This window comes from Pseudomonas sp. NPDC087612, from assembly GCF_044743505.1.
Lineage (GTDB): Bacteria > Pseudomonadota > Gammaproteobacteria > Pseudomonadales > Pseudomonadaceae > Aquipseudomonas.
Genome location: NZ_JBIUWO010000009.1, coordinates 138,902 through 154,139, shown reverse-complemented (window position 1 = coordinate 154,139; position 15,238 = coordinate 138,902). Strand labels below are relative to the sequence as shown.

At 65.5% G+C, this 15,238-nt stretch carries 15 protein-coding genes; 6 read left to right on the top strand and 9 right to left on the bottom strand.

Annotated elements, in window-relative coordinates:
* Positions 1-49: 49 nt before the first annotated feature.
* Both ACIOVF_RS19700 and ACIOVF_RS19695 read right to left on the bottom strand, forming a co-directional pair.
* Positions 50-1,033 (bottom strand): FecR domain-containing protein, encoded by a 984-nt coding sequence (locus ACIOVF_RS19700; RefSeq protein ID WP_401291810.1) that lies wholly within the window; start codon positions 1,031-1,033, stop codon positions 50-52.
* Positions 1,030-1,536 carry a sigma-70 family RNA polymerase sigma factor gene (locus ACIOVF_RS19695; protein WP_045201262.1) on the bottom strand — a complete coding sequence of 169 codons (507 nt, stop codon included), beginning with the start codon at positions 1,534-1,536 and terminating at the stop codon, positions 1,030-1,032. Before ACIOVF_RS19695 ends, ACIOVF_RS19700 begins: the two co-directional genes overlap by 4 nt.
* Positions 1,537-1,700: 164 nt before the next feature.
* Between ACIOVF_RS19695 and ACIOVF_RS19690 the strand changes: the two genes are divergently transcribed.
* Complete coding sequence (locus ACIOVF_RS19690; RefSeq protein ID WP_401291806.1) at positions 1,701-2,594, top strand: GNAT family N-acetyltransferase; 894 nt, start codon at positions 1,701-1,703, stop codon at positions 2,592-2,594.
* Positions 2,595-2,599: 5 nt separating this feature from the next.
* Here ACIOVF_RS19690 and ACIOVF_RS19685 read toward each other — a convergent pair whose 3' ends face one another.
* Positions 2,600-3,805: an NAD(P)/FAD-dependent oxidoreductase gene (locus ACIOVF_RS19685; protein WP_401291803.1), complete on the bottom strand. Its 1,206-nt coding sequence runs from the start codon at positions 3,803-3,805 to the stop codon at positions 2,600-2,602.
* 192 nt (positions 3,806-3,997) lie between these two features.
* Between ACIOVF_RS19685 and ACIOVF_RS19680 the strand changes: the two genes are divergently transcribed.
* Positions 3,998-4,507 carry an Rrf2 family transcriptional regulator gene (locus ACIOVF_RS19680; RefSeq protein ID WP_045201334.1) on the top strand — a complete coding sequence of 170 codons (510 nt, stop codon included), beginning with the start codon at positions 3,998-4,000 and terminating at the stop codon, positions 4,505-4,507.
* A 6-nt stretch (positions 4,508-4,513) separates the two neighbouring features.
* On the opposite strand, the gene ACIOVF_RS19675 is transcribed toward ACIOVF_RS19680, so the two are convergent.
* A complete protein-coding gene (locus ACIOVF_RS19675; protein WP_401291799.1) occupies positions 4,514-5,113 on the bottom strand; it encodes an NAD(P)H-dependent oxidoreductase in 600 nt (199 codons plus the stop codon).
* A gap of 89 nt (positions 5,114-5,202) precedes the next feature.
* Between ACIOVF_RS19675 and ACIOVF_RS19670 the strand changes: the two genes are divergently transcribed.
* Complete coding sequence (locus tag ACIOVF_RS19670) at positions 5,203-5,793, top strand: TetR/AcrR family transcriptional regulator (RefSeq protein ID WP_401291797.1); 591 nt, start codon at positions 5,203-5,205, stop codon at positions 5,791-5,793.
* A gap of 96 nt (positions 5,794-5,889) precedes the next feature.
* Positions 5,890-6,585: a DUF1963 domain-containing protein gene (locus ACIOVF_RS19665; protein ID WP_401291794.1), complete on the top strand. Its 696-nt coding sequence runs from the start codon at positions 5,890-5,892 to the stop codon at positions 6,583-6,585.
* A 1-nt stretch (position 6,586) separates the two neighbouring features.
* On the opposite strand, the gene ACIOVF_RS19660 is transcribed toward ACIOVF_RS19665, so the two are convergent.
* The gene (locus ACIOVF_RS19660; protein ID WP_401291791.1) at positions 6,587-7,201 is read right to left on the bottom strand and encodes a cell wall hydrolase; all 615 of its coding nucleotides are present in this window, start codon (positions 7,199-7,201) and stop codon (positions 6,587-6,589) included.
* A gap of 134 nt (positions 7,202-7,335) precedes the next feature.
* On the opposite strand from ACIOVF_RS19660, the gene ACIOVF_RS19655 reads away from it, so the two are divergent.
* On the top strand, positions 7,336-8,187 hold the full coding sequence (locus ACIOVF_RS19655; protein ID WP_401291788.1) for a CAP domain-containing protein: 852 nt from the start codon (positions 7,336-7,338) through the stop codon (positions 8,185-8,187).
* A gap of 6 nt (positions 8,188-8,193) precedes the next feature.
* Here the strand turns inward: ACIOVF_RS19655 and ACIOVF_RS19650 are convergent, their stop codons facing one another.
* From ACIOVF_RS19650 to argC, 3 genes are all read right to left on the bottom strand, one after another.
* A complete protein-coding gene (locus tag ACIOVF_RS19650) occupies positions 8,194-9,636 on the bottom strand; it encodes a SulP family inorganic anion transporter (protein ID WP_401291785.1) in 1,443 nt (480 codons plus the stop codon).
* A gap of 58 nt (positions 9,637-9,694) precedes the next feature.
* Complete coding sequence (locus ACIOVF_RS19645) at positions 9,695-12,346, bottom strand: excinuclease ABC subunit A (RefSeq protein ID WP_401291783.1); 2,652 nt, start codon at positions 12,344-12,346, stop codon at positions 9,695-9,697.
* Between the two features lie 179 nt (positions 12,347-12,525).
* On the bottom strand, positions 12,526-13,458 hold the full coding sequence (gene argC, locus ACIOVF_RS19640) for an N-acetyl-gamma-glutamyl-phosphate reductase (protein ID WP_401291780.1): 933 nt from the start codon (positions 13,456-13,458) through the stop codon (positions 12,526-12,528).
* Between the two features lie 111 nt (positions 13,459-13,569).
* Here argC and ACIOVF_RS19635 point away from each other — a divergent pair, with 111 nt between their 5' ends.
* The gene (locus ACIOVF_RS19635; protein ID WP_401291777.1) at positions 13,570-14,457 is read left to right on the top strand and encodes a LysR family transcriptional regulator; all 888 of its coding nucleotides are present in this window, start codon (positions 13,570-13,572) and stop codon (positions 14,455-14,457) included.
* Here ACIOVF_RS19635 and ACIOVF_RS19630 read toward each other — a convergent pair.
* On the bottom strand, positions 14,454-15,176 hold the full coding sequence (locus ACIOVF_RS19630; protein WP_401291774.1) for a GNAT family N-acetyltransferase: 723 nt from the start codon (positions 15,174-15,176) through the stop codon (positions 14,454-14,456). The genes ACIOVF_RS19635 and ACIOVF_RS19630 overlap by 4 nt on opposite strands.
* Positions 15,177-15,238 lie beyond the last annotated feature (62 nt).

Here is a 15,238-nt window from a genome sequence, read left to right as displayed (position 1 = left end):
GTGCAATGAGAAATGAAAACCGGACACAAATACGAGTGATTTGCATAAATTATTTTTGCGCCGGGGTTTTCGCCCCAATCAACGTCAGCCACGGGCTGTAGTGATCGACCGTGAGCGGCAGGGTTTCAGCCAGTGCGGCGAAGGCCCGTTGCGGTTCATCCAGCGGGAACACCCCTTGCACGCGCAGCCCGCGCACCTCGGGTTCGACCCGGACAAAGCCGCGGTAGTAAGGGCGCAGCGCCTCGACCACCGACTCGAGGGAGTCATCCAGCACGTTCAGGCGCCCACTGAGCCAGTCGGCGCGCTGGCGCTCGCCGTTGCCCAGGGCTTCGATGCGTTCGCCGCCGAGCAGCGCGGCCTGGCCTTCCTGCACGTCCAGCTCGCTGCCGTTGAACAGCCGCGCGCGCACTGAGTGCTCAAGCACCACCAGGCGCGTGGCCTGGGCTTGCTGGCTGACCAGAAAGCGCGTGCCCAGGGCGCGCATTTCGCCCTGAGCGCTGCGCACCCGTAACGGCCGTAGCGGGTCGGCGGCGACCTGGATGATCAGCTCGCCACGGCGCAATATCACCAAACGCTGCTGGCCATCAAACTGCAGGTCGACGGCGCTGCCGGCATTCAGGCTCAGGCGGCTGCCATCGGCGAGGGTAAAGTCGCGGCGCTCGCCCTTGGCGGTGCGCAAATCGGCCAGCAGCTCTTGGCCGATCTCACTGCGCGCGCCCAGCCACAGGCCGCCGCCGAGCACACCGATACCGACGAAGGCACGCAGCAGCTCGCGCCGCGAGCCGTTGGTTTGCAGCAGCAATTGGCGCGCCTCACCGGCCTGGCCCGGGGCGCGGCGTTCGAAGTTGCGCACGGTCTGGCAGGCGCCACCCAGACGCTCCTGCAAGCGCGCCCAAGCCTGGGCGTGGGCCGGGTCGCTGCCCAGCCACTGGCTGAACTCGCTGTGCACCTGGGCGTCGGTGTTGCCCGAACTCAGGCGCACCATCCAGTCGATAGCGGCTTCGGCGCTGGGCTCGAGGCGGCGCTGGCTCATGGCGCCAACTCGCTGAGGTAGCACTGGCTCAGGGCTTGCTTCATGTAGCGGCTGACCGTGCGCTCGGAGATGTCGAGCTTGCGTGCGATATCGACGTAGCTCATGCCGTCGAGCTGGCTGTAGAGGAAGGTGGCCTTGACGATCATCGGCAGGCCGTCGAGCACCTGGTCGATGCTCACCAGCGCCTCGATCAGCAGCAGTTGCTCTTCGGGGGAGGGCGCCAGGGGCTCGGGCAGCGCCGACAAGCGTTCCAGGTAGGCCAGCTCCAGCTGGCGCCGACGATGGCGGTCGAAGATCAGCCGGCGGGCGATGGTCGACAGGTAGGCGCGCGGCTGCTGGATGCTGGCCGGGTCGACCTGGGCGGCGAGCATCTGGCAGAAGGTCTCGGCGGCGGTGTCTTCGGCGTCGGCGCGGTTGCGCAGGCGCTTATGGATATGCTGCAGGAGCCACCGGTGATGGTCGCTGAAAAAAAAGCCCAGCTTGCGGGTGGAAGAGGTTGGCACCGGTTGGCGTTCCCGAAGGTGTGAGTGTGAATCGTTCTCAATCTTACCTGTGCGGAGAGGCAAGGTGCAATCACCCGCGTCCGGCCAGCTTTACAATTTACCTACAGATTGTTCCTGGCCGCAGTAATAGGGTGGCGGCCAGACAAAAACCAAGAGAAATGCGCATGGACCTGTCGATCGCAGGCCAGCAGTTCAGCCTGCTGGAAAACTTCAAGGACGATACCCGGCTGCGCGCCAGCTTCAACGCCTTGACCCACCAGACCTTCGAATTTGATTTCGAACAGTGGTACCAGGACGGCTATTGGGGCGAAGGCTACCAGCCGTGGGCGTTGGCCCATGACGGGCGCATCGTGGCCAACATCTCGGTCAACCTGATGCAGTTTGATGTGCTCGGCGATCCCAGGTGTGGCATCCAGTTGGGCACGGTGATGGTCGCACCGGAGTATCGCGGCCAGGGCCTGAGCCGCGTGTTGCTGGAGCGGGTGCTGGACAGATGGCAGGGCCAGTGCGAACTGATCTACCTGTTTGCCAACGACACGGTGCTGGATTACTACCCGAAATTCGGTTTTGCGCGGGTGCTCGAATATGAATACAGCGCGTCGCTAACCCCAGCGGACAGGCCTTGCAGCTTCAACCGGGTCGACATGGACGACCTGCTCGAGCGCCAGCGCTTCATCAGCGCGGTTGACAGTGCCGTGCCCGTTGCACGCCTGGCGATGCGCAGCAACCCTGACCAGACGATGTTCTATTGCACCTCGTTTTTCAAAGACTGCGTTCACTACTCGCCAGCGCTGCAGGCCTATGTGGTGATGGAAATCGTCGACGGGGTGATGACGCTCTATGAGGTGTTCGCAAGGCGTGCACTCGACCTGCAGGCACTGATTGCAGAACTGAGCACACCCCAGACCACCCGGGTGGTGCTGGGGTTTGCGCCGCTGGATAGCAGCGGCTTCGAGGCGCAGCCGCTGGTGTCGGATGACAGCCTGTTCGTGCTCGGCCAGGCCGGTCAATTCATCGAAGACGCCCGGCTGATGTTCCCGTTGCTGTCACACGCCTGAGCCGTTCAGGCCACAACCGGAATCAGCGGATCGGCCGCCGCAAGGGCAACCGCCCGATCGGCCGCCGGCGGGTAGATCCACACCGAGTTGATCTGCTGCTTGAGGGCTTTGGCTTCGTCCTTGATCAGCTTCACCTCACGCTCCCAGCCCTCGGTGTACACCGCGCCCCAGGCCCCCAGGTCCAGGCAGGTGACGTACTTGGGCTGGCGGTATGGCGTCGGCTCGACGCCAAGCAGGTCGGCGGCGACGTTGTTGCCCGAGTGGCGGCCCAGGGCGATGGCGTGCTGGCAGGTCATCAAGGCGTGGTTGCCCAGGTCGTCGGTGGCGGCGTAGGCGACGTCACCGGTGGCGAATACATGCGCTTGGCCAATGACCTTGAGGTTGTCATCGACATGCAGGCGGCCATGGCCATCGCGTTGCCCCGGGACTTGTGCGGTGAGGGCGCTGGCGCGCACGCCGACGGTCCAGACCACGGTGGCGGCCTCGATGCGCTGGCCGTCGGAGAGGGTCACGCCGTCGGCATCGACGCCAGCCACCGAGGCATTCAGGCGCCACTCCACCCCCAGCGCCGTGCAGGCTTCGATGATTGCCGGGCTGATGCCTTCGCCCAGGGCGGCGCCGATCTTGTTGCCGCGATCGACGATGATCACCTGCACCTGGGCATCCTCGCCGAGCACCGCACGCAGGCGGGCGGGCATTTCGGTGGCGGTCTCGATGCCGGTGAAGCCGCCGCCGGCCACTACCACGGTATTGCGCGCCTTTGATGCAGGCCGCAGGGCTAGGGCTTCGATGTGCTGCTCCAGGCGGCTGGCCGATTCGATCTGGTCGACGTCGAAGGCGTACTGCTCAAGCCCGGCCAGCGCTGGGCGGACCACACCGCTACCGCTGGCCATGACCAGCCGATCGTAGCCCAGCACCTGCGGACGGCCCTGGCCGTCGCGGTAGCCGACGCGTTTTTCGGCGACGTCGATCTGGTCCACAGCGCCCTGGATGAAGTTCACCCCCACCGCGGCAAACAGCTCGGCCAGCGGCGCTTTCAACTGCTGCACAGCGGTTTCGTAGAAGCGCGGGCGGATGCGCAGTTCGGCTTGCGGTGCGAGCACGCTGACAGTGACATCGTTGCGCCCGTGCTGGTCCAGCAGGCGGCTGGCGCTGAGGGCGCTCCACATACCGCCGAAGCCGGCGCCGATGATCAGGATGTGCTGTTTCATGTTCTGCTCCGAGAAAAAAGGGCTGTTGTTTGCCGGACGCAGGGTGTTGTTGCCCGCACCGGATAACTGCGACTGTATTGGTCGCAGTTAAATGGTGCAAGCATTTTCTTAATGCCTATGCGTTAAGCCTTGGATTTGCTGGTGGTCAGGATGAACTGCTAGTATTGGCGACAAATCAAGTCGGAGATGGTCATGTCCCTGTATAGCGCCGGCGTCGAGTACGGCTTGCACTGCCTGCTGTTTCTGGTCGACGACCTGGGCGAAAGCCGTGAAGCCAGTGTGCGTGACCTGGCCGAGCTGCAGGGGGTGCCCCATGAATACCTGGCCAAGGTCTTTACCAAGCTGGCCAAGGCCAGGCTGGTGGTGGCCACCGAGGGTGTGCGGGGTGGTTTCCGGCTGGCCCGGCCGGCGGATGAAATCACCGTGCTGGATATCGTCACGGCCATCGACGGGCACAAGGCGATCTTTGATTGTCGCGACGTGCGTGACCGCTGCACGCTGTTCGACGGCGCGCCGCCGGCCTGGGCCATCGATGGCACCTGCGCCATTCACGCGGTGATGCTCACCGCGCAAAAGCGCATGGAAGAAGCCCTGGCCCAGCAGACTATCCTCGACCTGTCGCGGCGCCTGGGGCGCAAGGCACCGGCGGAGTTTTCCACCCAGGTGGTGAAGTGGATCAACGAGCGCCGCGACAGCAAGTAAGGCACTTCAGGCGGGTTCGGCGACCTCGGCGAACAATCTGCGGCCGTGCTCGAACATGCGCTGCAGGTGGGCGCCGGGGTCGGCGCTTTCCGATTCCAGCAGCAGGGTCGAGCTCACCACGCGGGCGCCGCAATAATCGAAGATGCCGTGATCGATCTGGGTCTTCATCGCCTGCCCGTAGCCATGCTTGCTGAAGGTTGCGGCATCGGCGCCGCCAACGCCCACCAGGTGCACGTTCAAGCGGCCCAGCATTTTTACCATCGGCGCTTCGGTGCTGAAGTCGAACGCCCAGCCATTGCTGAATACCCGGTCGATCCAGCCTTTGAGCAGCGCCGGCATTGACCACCAATACACCGGAAACACCAGCACCAGCGCATCGCTGCGGTCGATGCGCGCCTGCTCGGCCAGCACATCGGCGCCAGGTGCTGCGGTGCGGTGATGAACCGCGTGGTCGGCGGCGGCGAACACCGGGTTGAAACCTTCGGCGAACAGGTCGGCGAGCTCGGCGCTATGGCCGTTTTGTGCCGGGCCTTCGACCACCTTGGCGGCCAGGCTGTGGGTGAGTGACTGCGGGTCATGATGAGCGACAACAACAAGCGCGTGCATGGCAAGGGCTCCTGCGGATTGCGGGGAAAGGATAAGGCTTGTAAACTGAGCACAAGTTACCTTTGGTAAGTTACTTTTGGTAGGTAAGCATGTCAAGCGATCCGCAACCTCGTCGGCGTCTGTCGCGCGAAGACCGTCAGCAACAACTGCTTGAGGTGGCCTGGCGCCTGGTCCGCGAAGAGGGTACCGAGGCGCTGACTCTGGGCCGACTGGCGGAATTGGCCGGGGTTACAAAGCCGGTGGTGTATGACCATTTTGGTACCCGCTCAGGCTTGCTGGCGGCGTTGTACCAGTGTTACGACGAGCGCCAGACTGCGGTGATGGACGCCGCCCTGGCCGCCTGCGAGCCGACGCTTGAGAGCAGCGCTGCAGTGCTTGCCAATTGCTACGTCGACTGCGTGTTGACCCAGGGCCGGGAGATACCCGGAGTGATTGCTGCGCTGGCCAGCTCGCCAGAGCTTGAACAGATCAAGCGCGAGTACGAGGCGGTGTTCATGGAAAAATGCCGGGCGCTGCTGGCGCCGTTCAGTGCCAGTGGCGCGATTGGCGTGGCCGGATTGCGGGCGATGATCGGCGCGGCGGAGGCGTTGTCGCATGCGGCGGCGAATGCTGAAATTAGCGCCGAGCAGGCGCAGCGCGAATTGTTCGAAACCATCAAGGCGATGGTGCTGCGCAGTTAAATTGCATCGCGGGGCAAGCCCGCTCCCACAGGCTGCTCACCCCTCTGTAGGAGCGGGCTTGACCCGCGATAGGGCCTTATTAAGCGGACGAGAAATATGGACATTCAAGAAATCAAGCAACGCCTGGCCAAACCCGCCACGCGCTTTTTTGCCGGCGGCTTTCGCCCGGCCGACAGCGATGAAGAAAGCTGGCTCGGCCGAGTGTTCCTCTACGGCCCCGACGAAGGTGTACCGACCAACGCCGCTGGCGAGCCGCTGTTGCCCGTGGCCCAGTTCCACCTGCCGAGCCTGCCGTTCAGCAGCCCGCTGCTCAAGGACATCCGCGTTCTCACCCTGTTCGTCGGTTACCCGTTCCCGGATGAATTCGAGCCCATGGGCAACAACTGGCTGATCCGCGAATACCGCGCCGACGACGAGCTGGTGCGCAAGGACCTGCCGGTCGCCAACTCCTTTCTCAAGGCCTTCCCGCTGCGCGCTGAAAAACTCGCCGAGGACTATCCGCTGTGGGACGGCGGCGGTGTGCCGGATGAGCTGGTCACGGAAATCGTCAAGCTCGAACGGGCAGGGGACATCGAGTGCTACTACGAAGTCATCACCCACGCCTACGAGCACAAGATTGGCGGTTATCCGTCGTTCTGTCAGTCGGGCGTGGACCCGGGCGACGGCTTTGAGTTCGTCTTCCAGGTCTCATCCGATGCCAAGATCAACCTCAACGTGATCGACAGCGGCAGCCTGATGTTCTTCAAGCACCGCGACAGCGGCGAGTGGACGATCTACTACGACTTCTATTGAGCTAGTGCGACTCGCCGTTGCGCGGCTTGTAGAACAGAAACTCGCTGGTCTCGGCTGTTCGGGCAAAGGTCTTCGACCAGTCGGGGCGCACATGGCGGTCGTGAAAGTACAGGGCCCCACCGGTGCGATCCGGCAGTTGTTTGTTAAGCGCCTTGCGCGCTATTTCCTTGGCCAGGGTGTAGCGCACCTCTTCCTGAACAGCGTCCGAGCGCCCATCGCACCACCAGGAGAACTGGCAGGCGCCTTTCTCCGAGCCCTGCTTGACCACGCCGCAGACCGAATCGGGAAAGCCCGCGTGGCCGACCCGGTTCATCACCACGTTGGCCACCGCCTCCATGTCGGCTGATTCGCCGCCCTTGGACTCCCAGTAGATGCTGCGCGCCAGGCAGGTGATGGCATCATCCAGCGCGGCTGCACCAGCCGGGTCGACGGCCTGGACTTCGGTCTTGGTGATGGCTTGGGATTTGGGCGCGGGTGGGGCATCGGGGTGGCTGGCAGCTTTTTGCTCCAGCACCTGGGCTTTTTCTTCGGCCACCTGGGCCTTGGAGTCGGCCGCCAATGTCAGGGCGCTGGAAAACGTCAGTACCAGGCAAGTTGCAATTGTTAGCAGGCGCATGCTCGAACCTTTGATTGGCCTGGGAGTGGAACTTCCCGTTACAGGATCGACCGCAAGGAACTCAAAACATTCCCGCTGTCAGACGACGGGCAACTTCGGGCATCATCTACGCAGTCCGTTCAAGGGAGATTTCCATGCGCGTCACTTCACCTGTTGCACCGCTGGCGTTGTTGTCGCTGGGCCTGGCGTTTAGCGTGACCGCCCAGGCCAGCGACGAGTCGCAGCTGATCGAGTCGATCAACGCCTACCGCAGCCAGGCCCAGCGTTGCGCAGGCCAGGGGTCGATGGAGCTGCCGCCGCTGGCCAGCGACCCGCGCCTGATGCTGCCGGCCAACAGCATGGGCGACCTGCGCGAGGCTTTGGCGCAAAACAGCTACCCGATGGTCAACGTCCAGGCCATCAGCCTGTCCGGGCCGCGCGATGCGCAGGCGGCGATGCAGGCGGTGCGCGAAAGCTTCTGCCAGGTGGTACTCGACCCGCAGTTCGTCGATGTCGGCGTCAGCCGCGAGGGCCGCGACTGGCGCATCGTGCTGGCGCGGCCGCTGCTGGCCGGGCGCCTGGGCGACTGGCAGGGCGAAGGGCAGAAGGTCCTGGAGATGATCAACACAGCGCGTAGCCAGGCCCGCCAGTGCGGCGGCCAAGCGTTCAATGCGACCACGGCGCTGGCCTGGAACACTACCCTGGCCGGCGCCGCCGAAAGCCACACGCGGGCCATGGCCAACAACAACTTCTTCGATCACAAGGACCGCGACGGTCGCACTCCGGGGGATCGCGCCGAGCTTGCCGGGTATACCGGCCAGCAGGTCGGCGAGAATATCGCCGCCGGCCAGGACACCCCGCGCAAGGTGGTCGATGGCTGGCTGGCCAGCCCCGGCCACTGCGCCAACCTGATGAACCCGCAGTTCAGCGAGCTGGGCGCAGCTTACGCGGTCGACCCCAAAAGCGACGCCGGGATCTACTGGACAGCGATGTTCGGCGCGCCGTAAACCGCCCTAGTGCTCAAGCCCGGCGCGCTTGAGCAACTGCTTGCAGCGCTCGGACAGGTGCACCACGCGCAGGTGCTTGCCGTTGTTGCTATAGCGCTCGCGCAGGGTCTTGAGCGCGGCGATCGCCGAGTAGTCGACAACGTTCAGGTGACGGCAGTCGAGGGTCACCTGGGCCGGGTCATTGGCCGGGTCGAACTGGTTGAGGAACGGCGTGGTCGAGGCGAAGAACAGGGTGCCGTGGACCTTGTACAGCTTGCTGCCGTCGCTTTCGTCGTGGCTGTCGGCATACAGCTCACGGGCCTGTTGCCAGGCAAAATTGAGCGCGGCGATGACGATGCCGCACAGCACCGCAGTGGCAAGGTCGGTAAACACCGTGACCAGGGTCACGGCGATGATCGCCAGCACATCGTTGACCGGCACCTTGTGCAGCACCCGCAACGACGCCCACGAGAAGGTCTGCTGGGCCACCACGAACATCACCCCGACCAGCGCTGCCAGCGGAATGCGCTCGATCAGCGGAGACAGGAACAGCACGAACATCAGGATCATCACCCCGGCAACCACTCCCGACAGCCGCCCTCGGCCGCCGGAGCTCAGGTTGATGGCGGTCTGGCCGATCATCGCGCAACCGCCCATGCCGCCGAACAGCCCGCTGGTCATGTTGGCCACGCCCAGGGCTACGCATTCGCGGTCGGGGTGGCCGCGGGTCTCGGTGATTTCATCGGTGAGGTTCAGGGTCAGCAGGGTTTCCAGCAGGCCGACCAGGGCCATGAGCAGTGCGTAGGGGGCGATGACCTGCAGGGTTTCGAGGTTCCACGGCACCTGCGGCCAGCTCCAGGCCGGCAGGCCGCCGGCGATGTGGGCAAGATCGCCGAGGGTGCGGGTCGGCAGGTCGAGCAGGTAGACGCCGGCACCGACGCCGAGAATGGCGATCAACGCCGGCGGCACGCTGCGGGTCAGGCGTGGCAGCAGATAGACAATGGCCATGGTCAGCGCCACCAGCCCCAGCATCAGGTACAGCGGTGCACCGCTGAGCCAGGCGCCATCGGCCTTGAAGTGCTCAAGCTGGGCCAGGGCAATGATGATCGCCAGGCCGTTGACGAAGCCGAGCATCACCGAATACGGCACCATGCGCACCAGCTTGCCCAGGCGCAGCAGGCCGAAGGCGGTCATGATCAGGCCGCCGAGCAGCACTGTCGCCAGCAGGTACTGCACGCCGTGGGTGACCACCAGGGCGACGATGACCACGGCCATGGACCCGGCCGCGCCGGAAATCATCCCCGGGCGCCCGCCGAGCAGGGCGGTCAGGGTGCAGATGATGAAGGCGCCATACAGGCCCATCAACGGGTTGAGGTGCGCCACCAGGGCGAAGGCGATGCACTCGGGCACCAGGGCGAAGGCTGTGGTGAGTCCTGCCAGGACATCGGCGCGTAGCGGGGTTGTTCTCATGACCTACCTGAAGAGCGGCCCGGCAGCGGGGTGCTGCCGGGGCAAAAAGCGCAGGATGCTACGTAATTTGCCGATCGCAAGCCAGCGCCCTGGCGAGGAATCCCGCCGTGTGGCTGTCCTTGCACGCCGCCACCTGCGCTGGCGGCCCGCTGACCACCACCTTGCCGCCGGCGCTACCGGCCCCGGGGCCGATATCGATCACCCAGTCGCTCTGTGCCACCACGCGCATGTCGTGCTCGACCACGATCACCGTGTGCCCGGCCTCGACCAGGCGCTGCAGTTGCACCAGCAAGCGGTCGATGTCCTGCGGGTGCAGGCCGGTGGTGGGTTCGTCCAGCACGTAGAGGGTGGCGCCGCGGGCCAGGCGTTGCAGCTCGGTGGCCAGCTTGATGCGCTGGGCTTCGCCGCCCGACAGCTCGGTGGCCGGCTGGCCCAGGCGCAAATAACCCAGGCCGATGTCCTGCAGCACCCGCAGGGCGCGGCTGATCGCTGGCTGTTCGGCAAAGCGCTGGCTGGCCTGGTCGACGGTCAGTTGCAGTACCTGGGCGATGTTCAAGTCTTGCCAGGTGATGGCCAGGGTCTGGGGGTTGTAGCGGTCGCCATGGCAGGTCGGGCAGGGCGCATAGACACTGGGCATGAACAATAGCTCGACGCTGACAAAGCCTTCGCCTTCGCAGGTCTCGCAGCGGCCCTTGGCGACGTTGAACGAGAACTGCCCGGCATCGAAACCTTGCGCCTGTGCATCGGGGGTTGCCGCAAACAGCTTGCGCACGTGATCGAACAGGCCGGTGTAGGTCGCCAGGTTCGAGCGCGGCGTGCGGCCGATGGGCTTCTGGTCCACCGGCACCAGGCGGCGGATATGCTCAAGGCCGGCGCTGATCCAGCCGTCGCTGGTTTGTTCGGGTTGGTCTTCCAGGCTCTGTTCTGCGACGTCCTCCTGGCTGCGGGCCTGGCCCAGGTGCTCGCCGAGCAGGTCGAGCAGCGCCTGGCTGACCAGGCTCGATTTGCCCGAGCCGGAAATCCCGGTGACCGCGCTGAAGCAGCCGAGCGGGAAGGCCACCGCCAGTTGCTCGAGGTTGTTGCGGGTAATGCCTTCAAGTTGCAGCCATGCCTGGGGCGTGCGCGGCGGGCGAACCTGGGGGGGATGTTCGTTGAACAGGTAAGTGCGGGTGCGCGAGGCCTGGACCTTGGCCAGGCCTGCCGGCGGGCCGCTGTACAGCACCTGGCCGCCGTGCTCGCCGGCGTCCGGGCCGACGTCCACCAGCCAGTCGGCGCGGCGCATGGTGTCCAGGTCATGCTCGACCACATACACCGAGTTGCCCGCCTGCTTGAGCCGCTGCAAGGCCGTGAACAGCGCTTCGCTATCAGCCGGATGCAGCCCGGCCGAGGGCTCGTCGAGCACGTAGATCACCCCGAACAGCTGCGAGTTGAGCTGGGTGGCCAGGCGCAGGCGTTGCAGCTCGCCCGACGACAAGGTCGGTGTGCTGCGTTCCAGGTCCAGGTAACCCAGGCCCAGGTCGATCAGGGTGCTGATGCGCTCCAGCAACTCGGCGGCGATGCGCTGCGCGGCCAGGCGTTTTTCCACCGACAGGTTGGGCGTGTGGCGCACATCCGCACCGCCTTCATGGGGGTTGTCGCCGCGGGCGGCGCGTTGCTCGCGGGCCTGTCGGGTTTGCGCGTGGCTGAGCACAGCGCCGGCTTCTTCAGGCTGCTTGAGGTAATCGGTATTGGCGACGGTCTTGAGCAGTTCGGCCAGGTCAAGCAGTGGCAGGCGCGACAGCTCAGTAATGTCCTTGCCGGCAAAGGTCACCGTCAGCGCCTCGGCTTTCAGACGCTTGCCGGCGCAGGCCGGGCAGGGGCTGGCGCGCATGAAGGCGGACACGCGCTTGCGCATCAGCGCACTTTGCGAATGGGTGAAGGTGTGCAGCACATAGCGCCGGGCACCGCTGAAGGTGCCCTGGTAGCTGGGTTCGAGTTTGCGCTTGAGCGCCTGGCGGGTTTGCGCCGGGGTCAGGCCGGCGTACACCGGCACCGTCGGGGTTTCTTCGGTGAAGAGAATCCAGTCGCGCTGCGCCTGGGGCAGGTCGCGCCAGGGGATGTCGACGTCATAGCCGAGGGTCACGAGGATATCGCGCAGGTTCTGCCCCTGCCAGGCCATGGGCCAGGACGCCACCGCCCGTTCGCGGATGCTCAGCGACGGGTCGGGCACCATCGACGCCTCGCTGACATCGAACACCCGGCCCAGGCCATGGCATTCGGCGCAGGCGCCTTGCGGGGTATTGGCCGAGAAGTCTTCGGCGAACAGCATCGGCTGCTCGGCCGGGTAGCTGCCGGCGCGCGAGTAGAGCATGCGGATCAGGCTCGACAGGGTGGTGACGCTGCCGACCGACGAGCGCGCGCTGGGCGTGCCGCGTTGCTGCTGCAGGGCCACCGCCGGCGGCAGGCCTTCGATGGAATCCACTGCCGGCACCCCGACCTGATCGATCAAGCGCCGCGCGTAGGGCGCCACCGATTCGAAATAGCGGCGCTGGGCTTCGGCATACAAGGTGGAGAACGCCAGCGACGACTTGCCCGAGCCCGACACCCCGGTGAACACCACCAGCGCGTCGCGGGGAATGTCGACGTCGACATTCTTCAGGTTGTGCTCACGGGCGCCGCGCACCCGCACACAACCGGCGGGGTTGGCACTGACTACTGGTTTTGCACACATGACGATATTCTTCCCTGCTGAGCGATCCGCGTAAGTGGCAGACCGCTGAGCATGGCGCCAGTGCCGTCGATTTTCAAACAAATGAGGGGCCGCTGCGCGCTCCATCGCCGGCAAGGCTGGCTTCCACAATAGTCCTGTGTGCACCAGACCTGTGGGAACTGGCCTAGCAGCCCCGTTACTCAGCCCATCGCCGCCAGCATCAGTTCCAGGTTCTGCACCGCCGCCCCCGACGCACCCTTGCCGAGGTTGTCGAACACTGCCGTCAGCAGTATCTGGCCATGCTCCTCGTTGGCAAACACCGCCAGGCGCAGGTCGTTGCTGTCGTTGACTGCTTGCGGGTCCAGTTGTACTGCCGAGGCGCCCAACTGCAGCGGCGCCACCTGTACATACCGGGCGCCGTGGTAATGCTCGGCCAGGCACGCCTGCAACCGCGCGGCGCTCACGCCCGCCGGCAGCAACCGGGTCTGCAGGGCGATGGTCAGGACGATGCCCTGGCGGTAGCTGCCATAGCTGGGCACAAACACCGGCCGCTGCGACAAACCGGCATGCTGCTGGATCTCCGGCACATGCTTGTGGTCCAGGTGCAAGCCATACACCAGCACACCCTGGGCCGTGTGTGCATCGGGCCCTTCATGACGTTCGACCGCCGCCCGGCCGCCACCGGAATAGCCCGACACCGCGTTCACCGTCAGCGGATAGTCCGCTGGCACCAGGCCTGCGCCAATCAATGGCCGCAACAAGGCAATGGCGCCGGTCGGGTAGCAGCCTGGGTTGCTGACCCGCTTGGCCTGGGCAATGCGCTCGGCCTGCTCTTCATCCAGCTCCGGCAAGCCATACACCCAACCCGGGGTGGTGCGGTGCGCGGAGCTGGCGTCGATCACCCGCACCTGCGGGTTGACGATGGCCGCCACCGCTTCACGGGCGGCGTCATCGGGCAGGCACAGGATCGCCACGTCGGCACTGTTGATGGCTTCGGCGCGCAGGTGCAGGTTCTTGCGCTCGCCCGCCGGCAGGGTCAGCAGGCGCAGGTCGTTGCGAGCGTTGAGGCGGGCGTGGATCTGCAGGCCGGTGGTGCCTTGGTCGCCGTCGATAAAAACCAGGGGCTGGTGCATGGGGGCTCTCGTGCATAGGTGACAAATGTGCAGCCATCTTCACCTGCGGCTGGACGAAAGAAAATTTGAATATCATGATGCTCAACTTCATCTTTTCTGAACGATACAACCATGCGCGAGATCAGCCTCGACCGTCTGCGTACCCTGGTGGTGATCGCTGACCTCGGCTCCTTTGCCCAGGCGGCGCGGGCGCTCAACCTGGCGCCGCCGACGGTCAGCCTGCACATTGCCGACCTCGAGGCGCGCATCGGTGCGCCGCTGCTGTCGCGCAAGCGCGGGCAGATCCGCCCCACGGCCATCGGTGAAACCCTGCTCGAACGCGCCCGGCGCCTGCTGGCCGATGCCGAACAGGCGCTGGATGATGTGCAGCGACAGGTCAAGGGCCTGGCCGGGCGGGTACGCCTGGGCGCTTCCACCGGTGCCATCGCCCATTTGCTGCCGCAGGCGCTGGATATCCTCGGCGTGCAGCACCCTGGCATCGATGTGCAGGTGCAGGTGCTGACCTCCAGCGAGTCGCTGGCGCGCCTGCACGACGGCAGCCTCGACATCGGCCTGGTGGCGCTGCCGCAGGCGGCGATCAAGGGCCTGCAGATCCGCCCGTGGCGACGCGATCCGATCATGGCCTTCATCCCCGCCAGCTGGTCGCCACCGGCGCGGATCAGCCCGGCGTGGCTGGCCAGCCGGGCGCTGATCCTCAACGACAGCAGTACCCAGTTGTCGCGGGTGACCAGCGAATGGTTTGCCAGCGCCGGCCTGCAGCCGCCGGCGCGTATCCAGCTCAACTACAACGACGCGGTGAAAAGTCTGGTGGCCGCGGGCTATGGCGCGACCTTGCTGCCCCATGAGTCGGCAGCGCCGGAGCATGATCCGCGGATCTGCATGCGCCCGCTGCGCCCGGGCCTGTGGCGGCACCTGGGTATCGCCTGGCGCCAGGGCGAGGTGGAGCAGGGCACCCGCTTCGTGTTGCAGGTGCTGATGAGCCAGGGCGCGAAAAGCTAGACCAGCCGCAGCCCGCGGCCACCCTCAAGCCACGGCCCCTCACCCAGGCGTTCGCAGGCCAGGGCCCGGGCTTTGCGGCTGAGCTGATCGAGATGGCGGTCGCGCTGTTTCTCGGCATCGACCATCGCCCGCTTGCCATGTTGCTTGAGCAGGTAGCTGTGGATCTGCTGCACCTCCAGGGTGCGGTAGATCGGCGCTACGTCGAGCACCGCCGCCATGCCGGCGCTGGGCTCGGCGTGGGTGTTCATCAACACCTGCGGGCCGCGCGCGCCGGTGACCTGAAAGCCCAGGGCCTCGAACACCGGCACCTTGCTGGCGACGCAGCCGAGCTCGGCCTGCGGGTAGCGCGCGGTCATCTGTGCCAGCATGGCCCGGGCAATCCCCTGGCGGCGGTGGCTGGCGTGTACGGCCAGGTAGGCCACAGAACAGGCCTGCGGGTCATCCTTGAGCGGCAGGTACAGCAAAAAGCCCACCACCTGCTCCGGGTCGTCGAGGTCCAGGGCCACGATCAGTTCGACCGGGATGCCGCGCGAACCGTCTATGGCCTGCAGGTACAGGTGCACTTCGAAGCCGATGCCGTACTGGTACAGGCTGTACAGCGGGTTGCTCGGCGCCAGGGCGACGCTGCTGATGTCGGTCAGGTAGTCGACCACCATCTGCAGGATCTGGCTTTTGATCGGCTCGGCGGGCGGCGCGACGAAGTGGTGGAGGGCGGGCATCGGCAGGGGTGACTCCAGGCAAAAACGGCAATGGCGCGATTCTACCGCGCCGGCCTGCCATC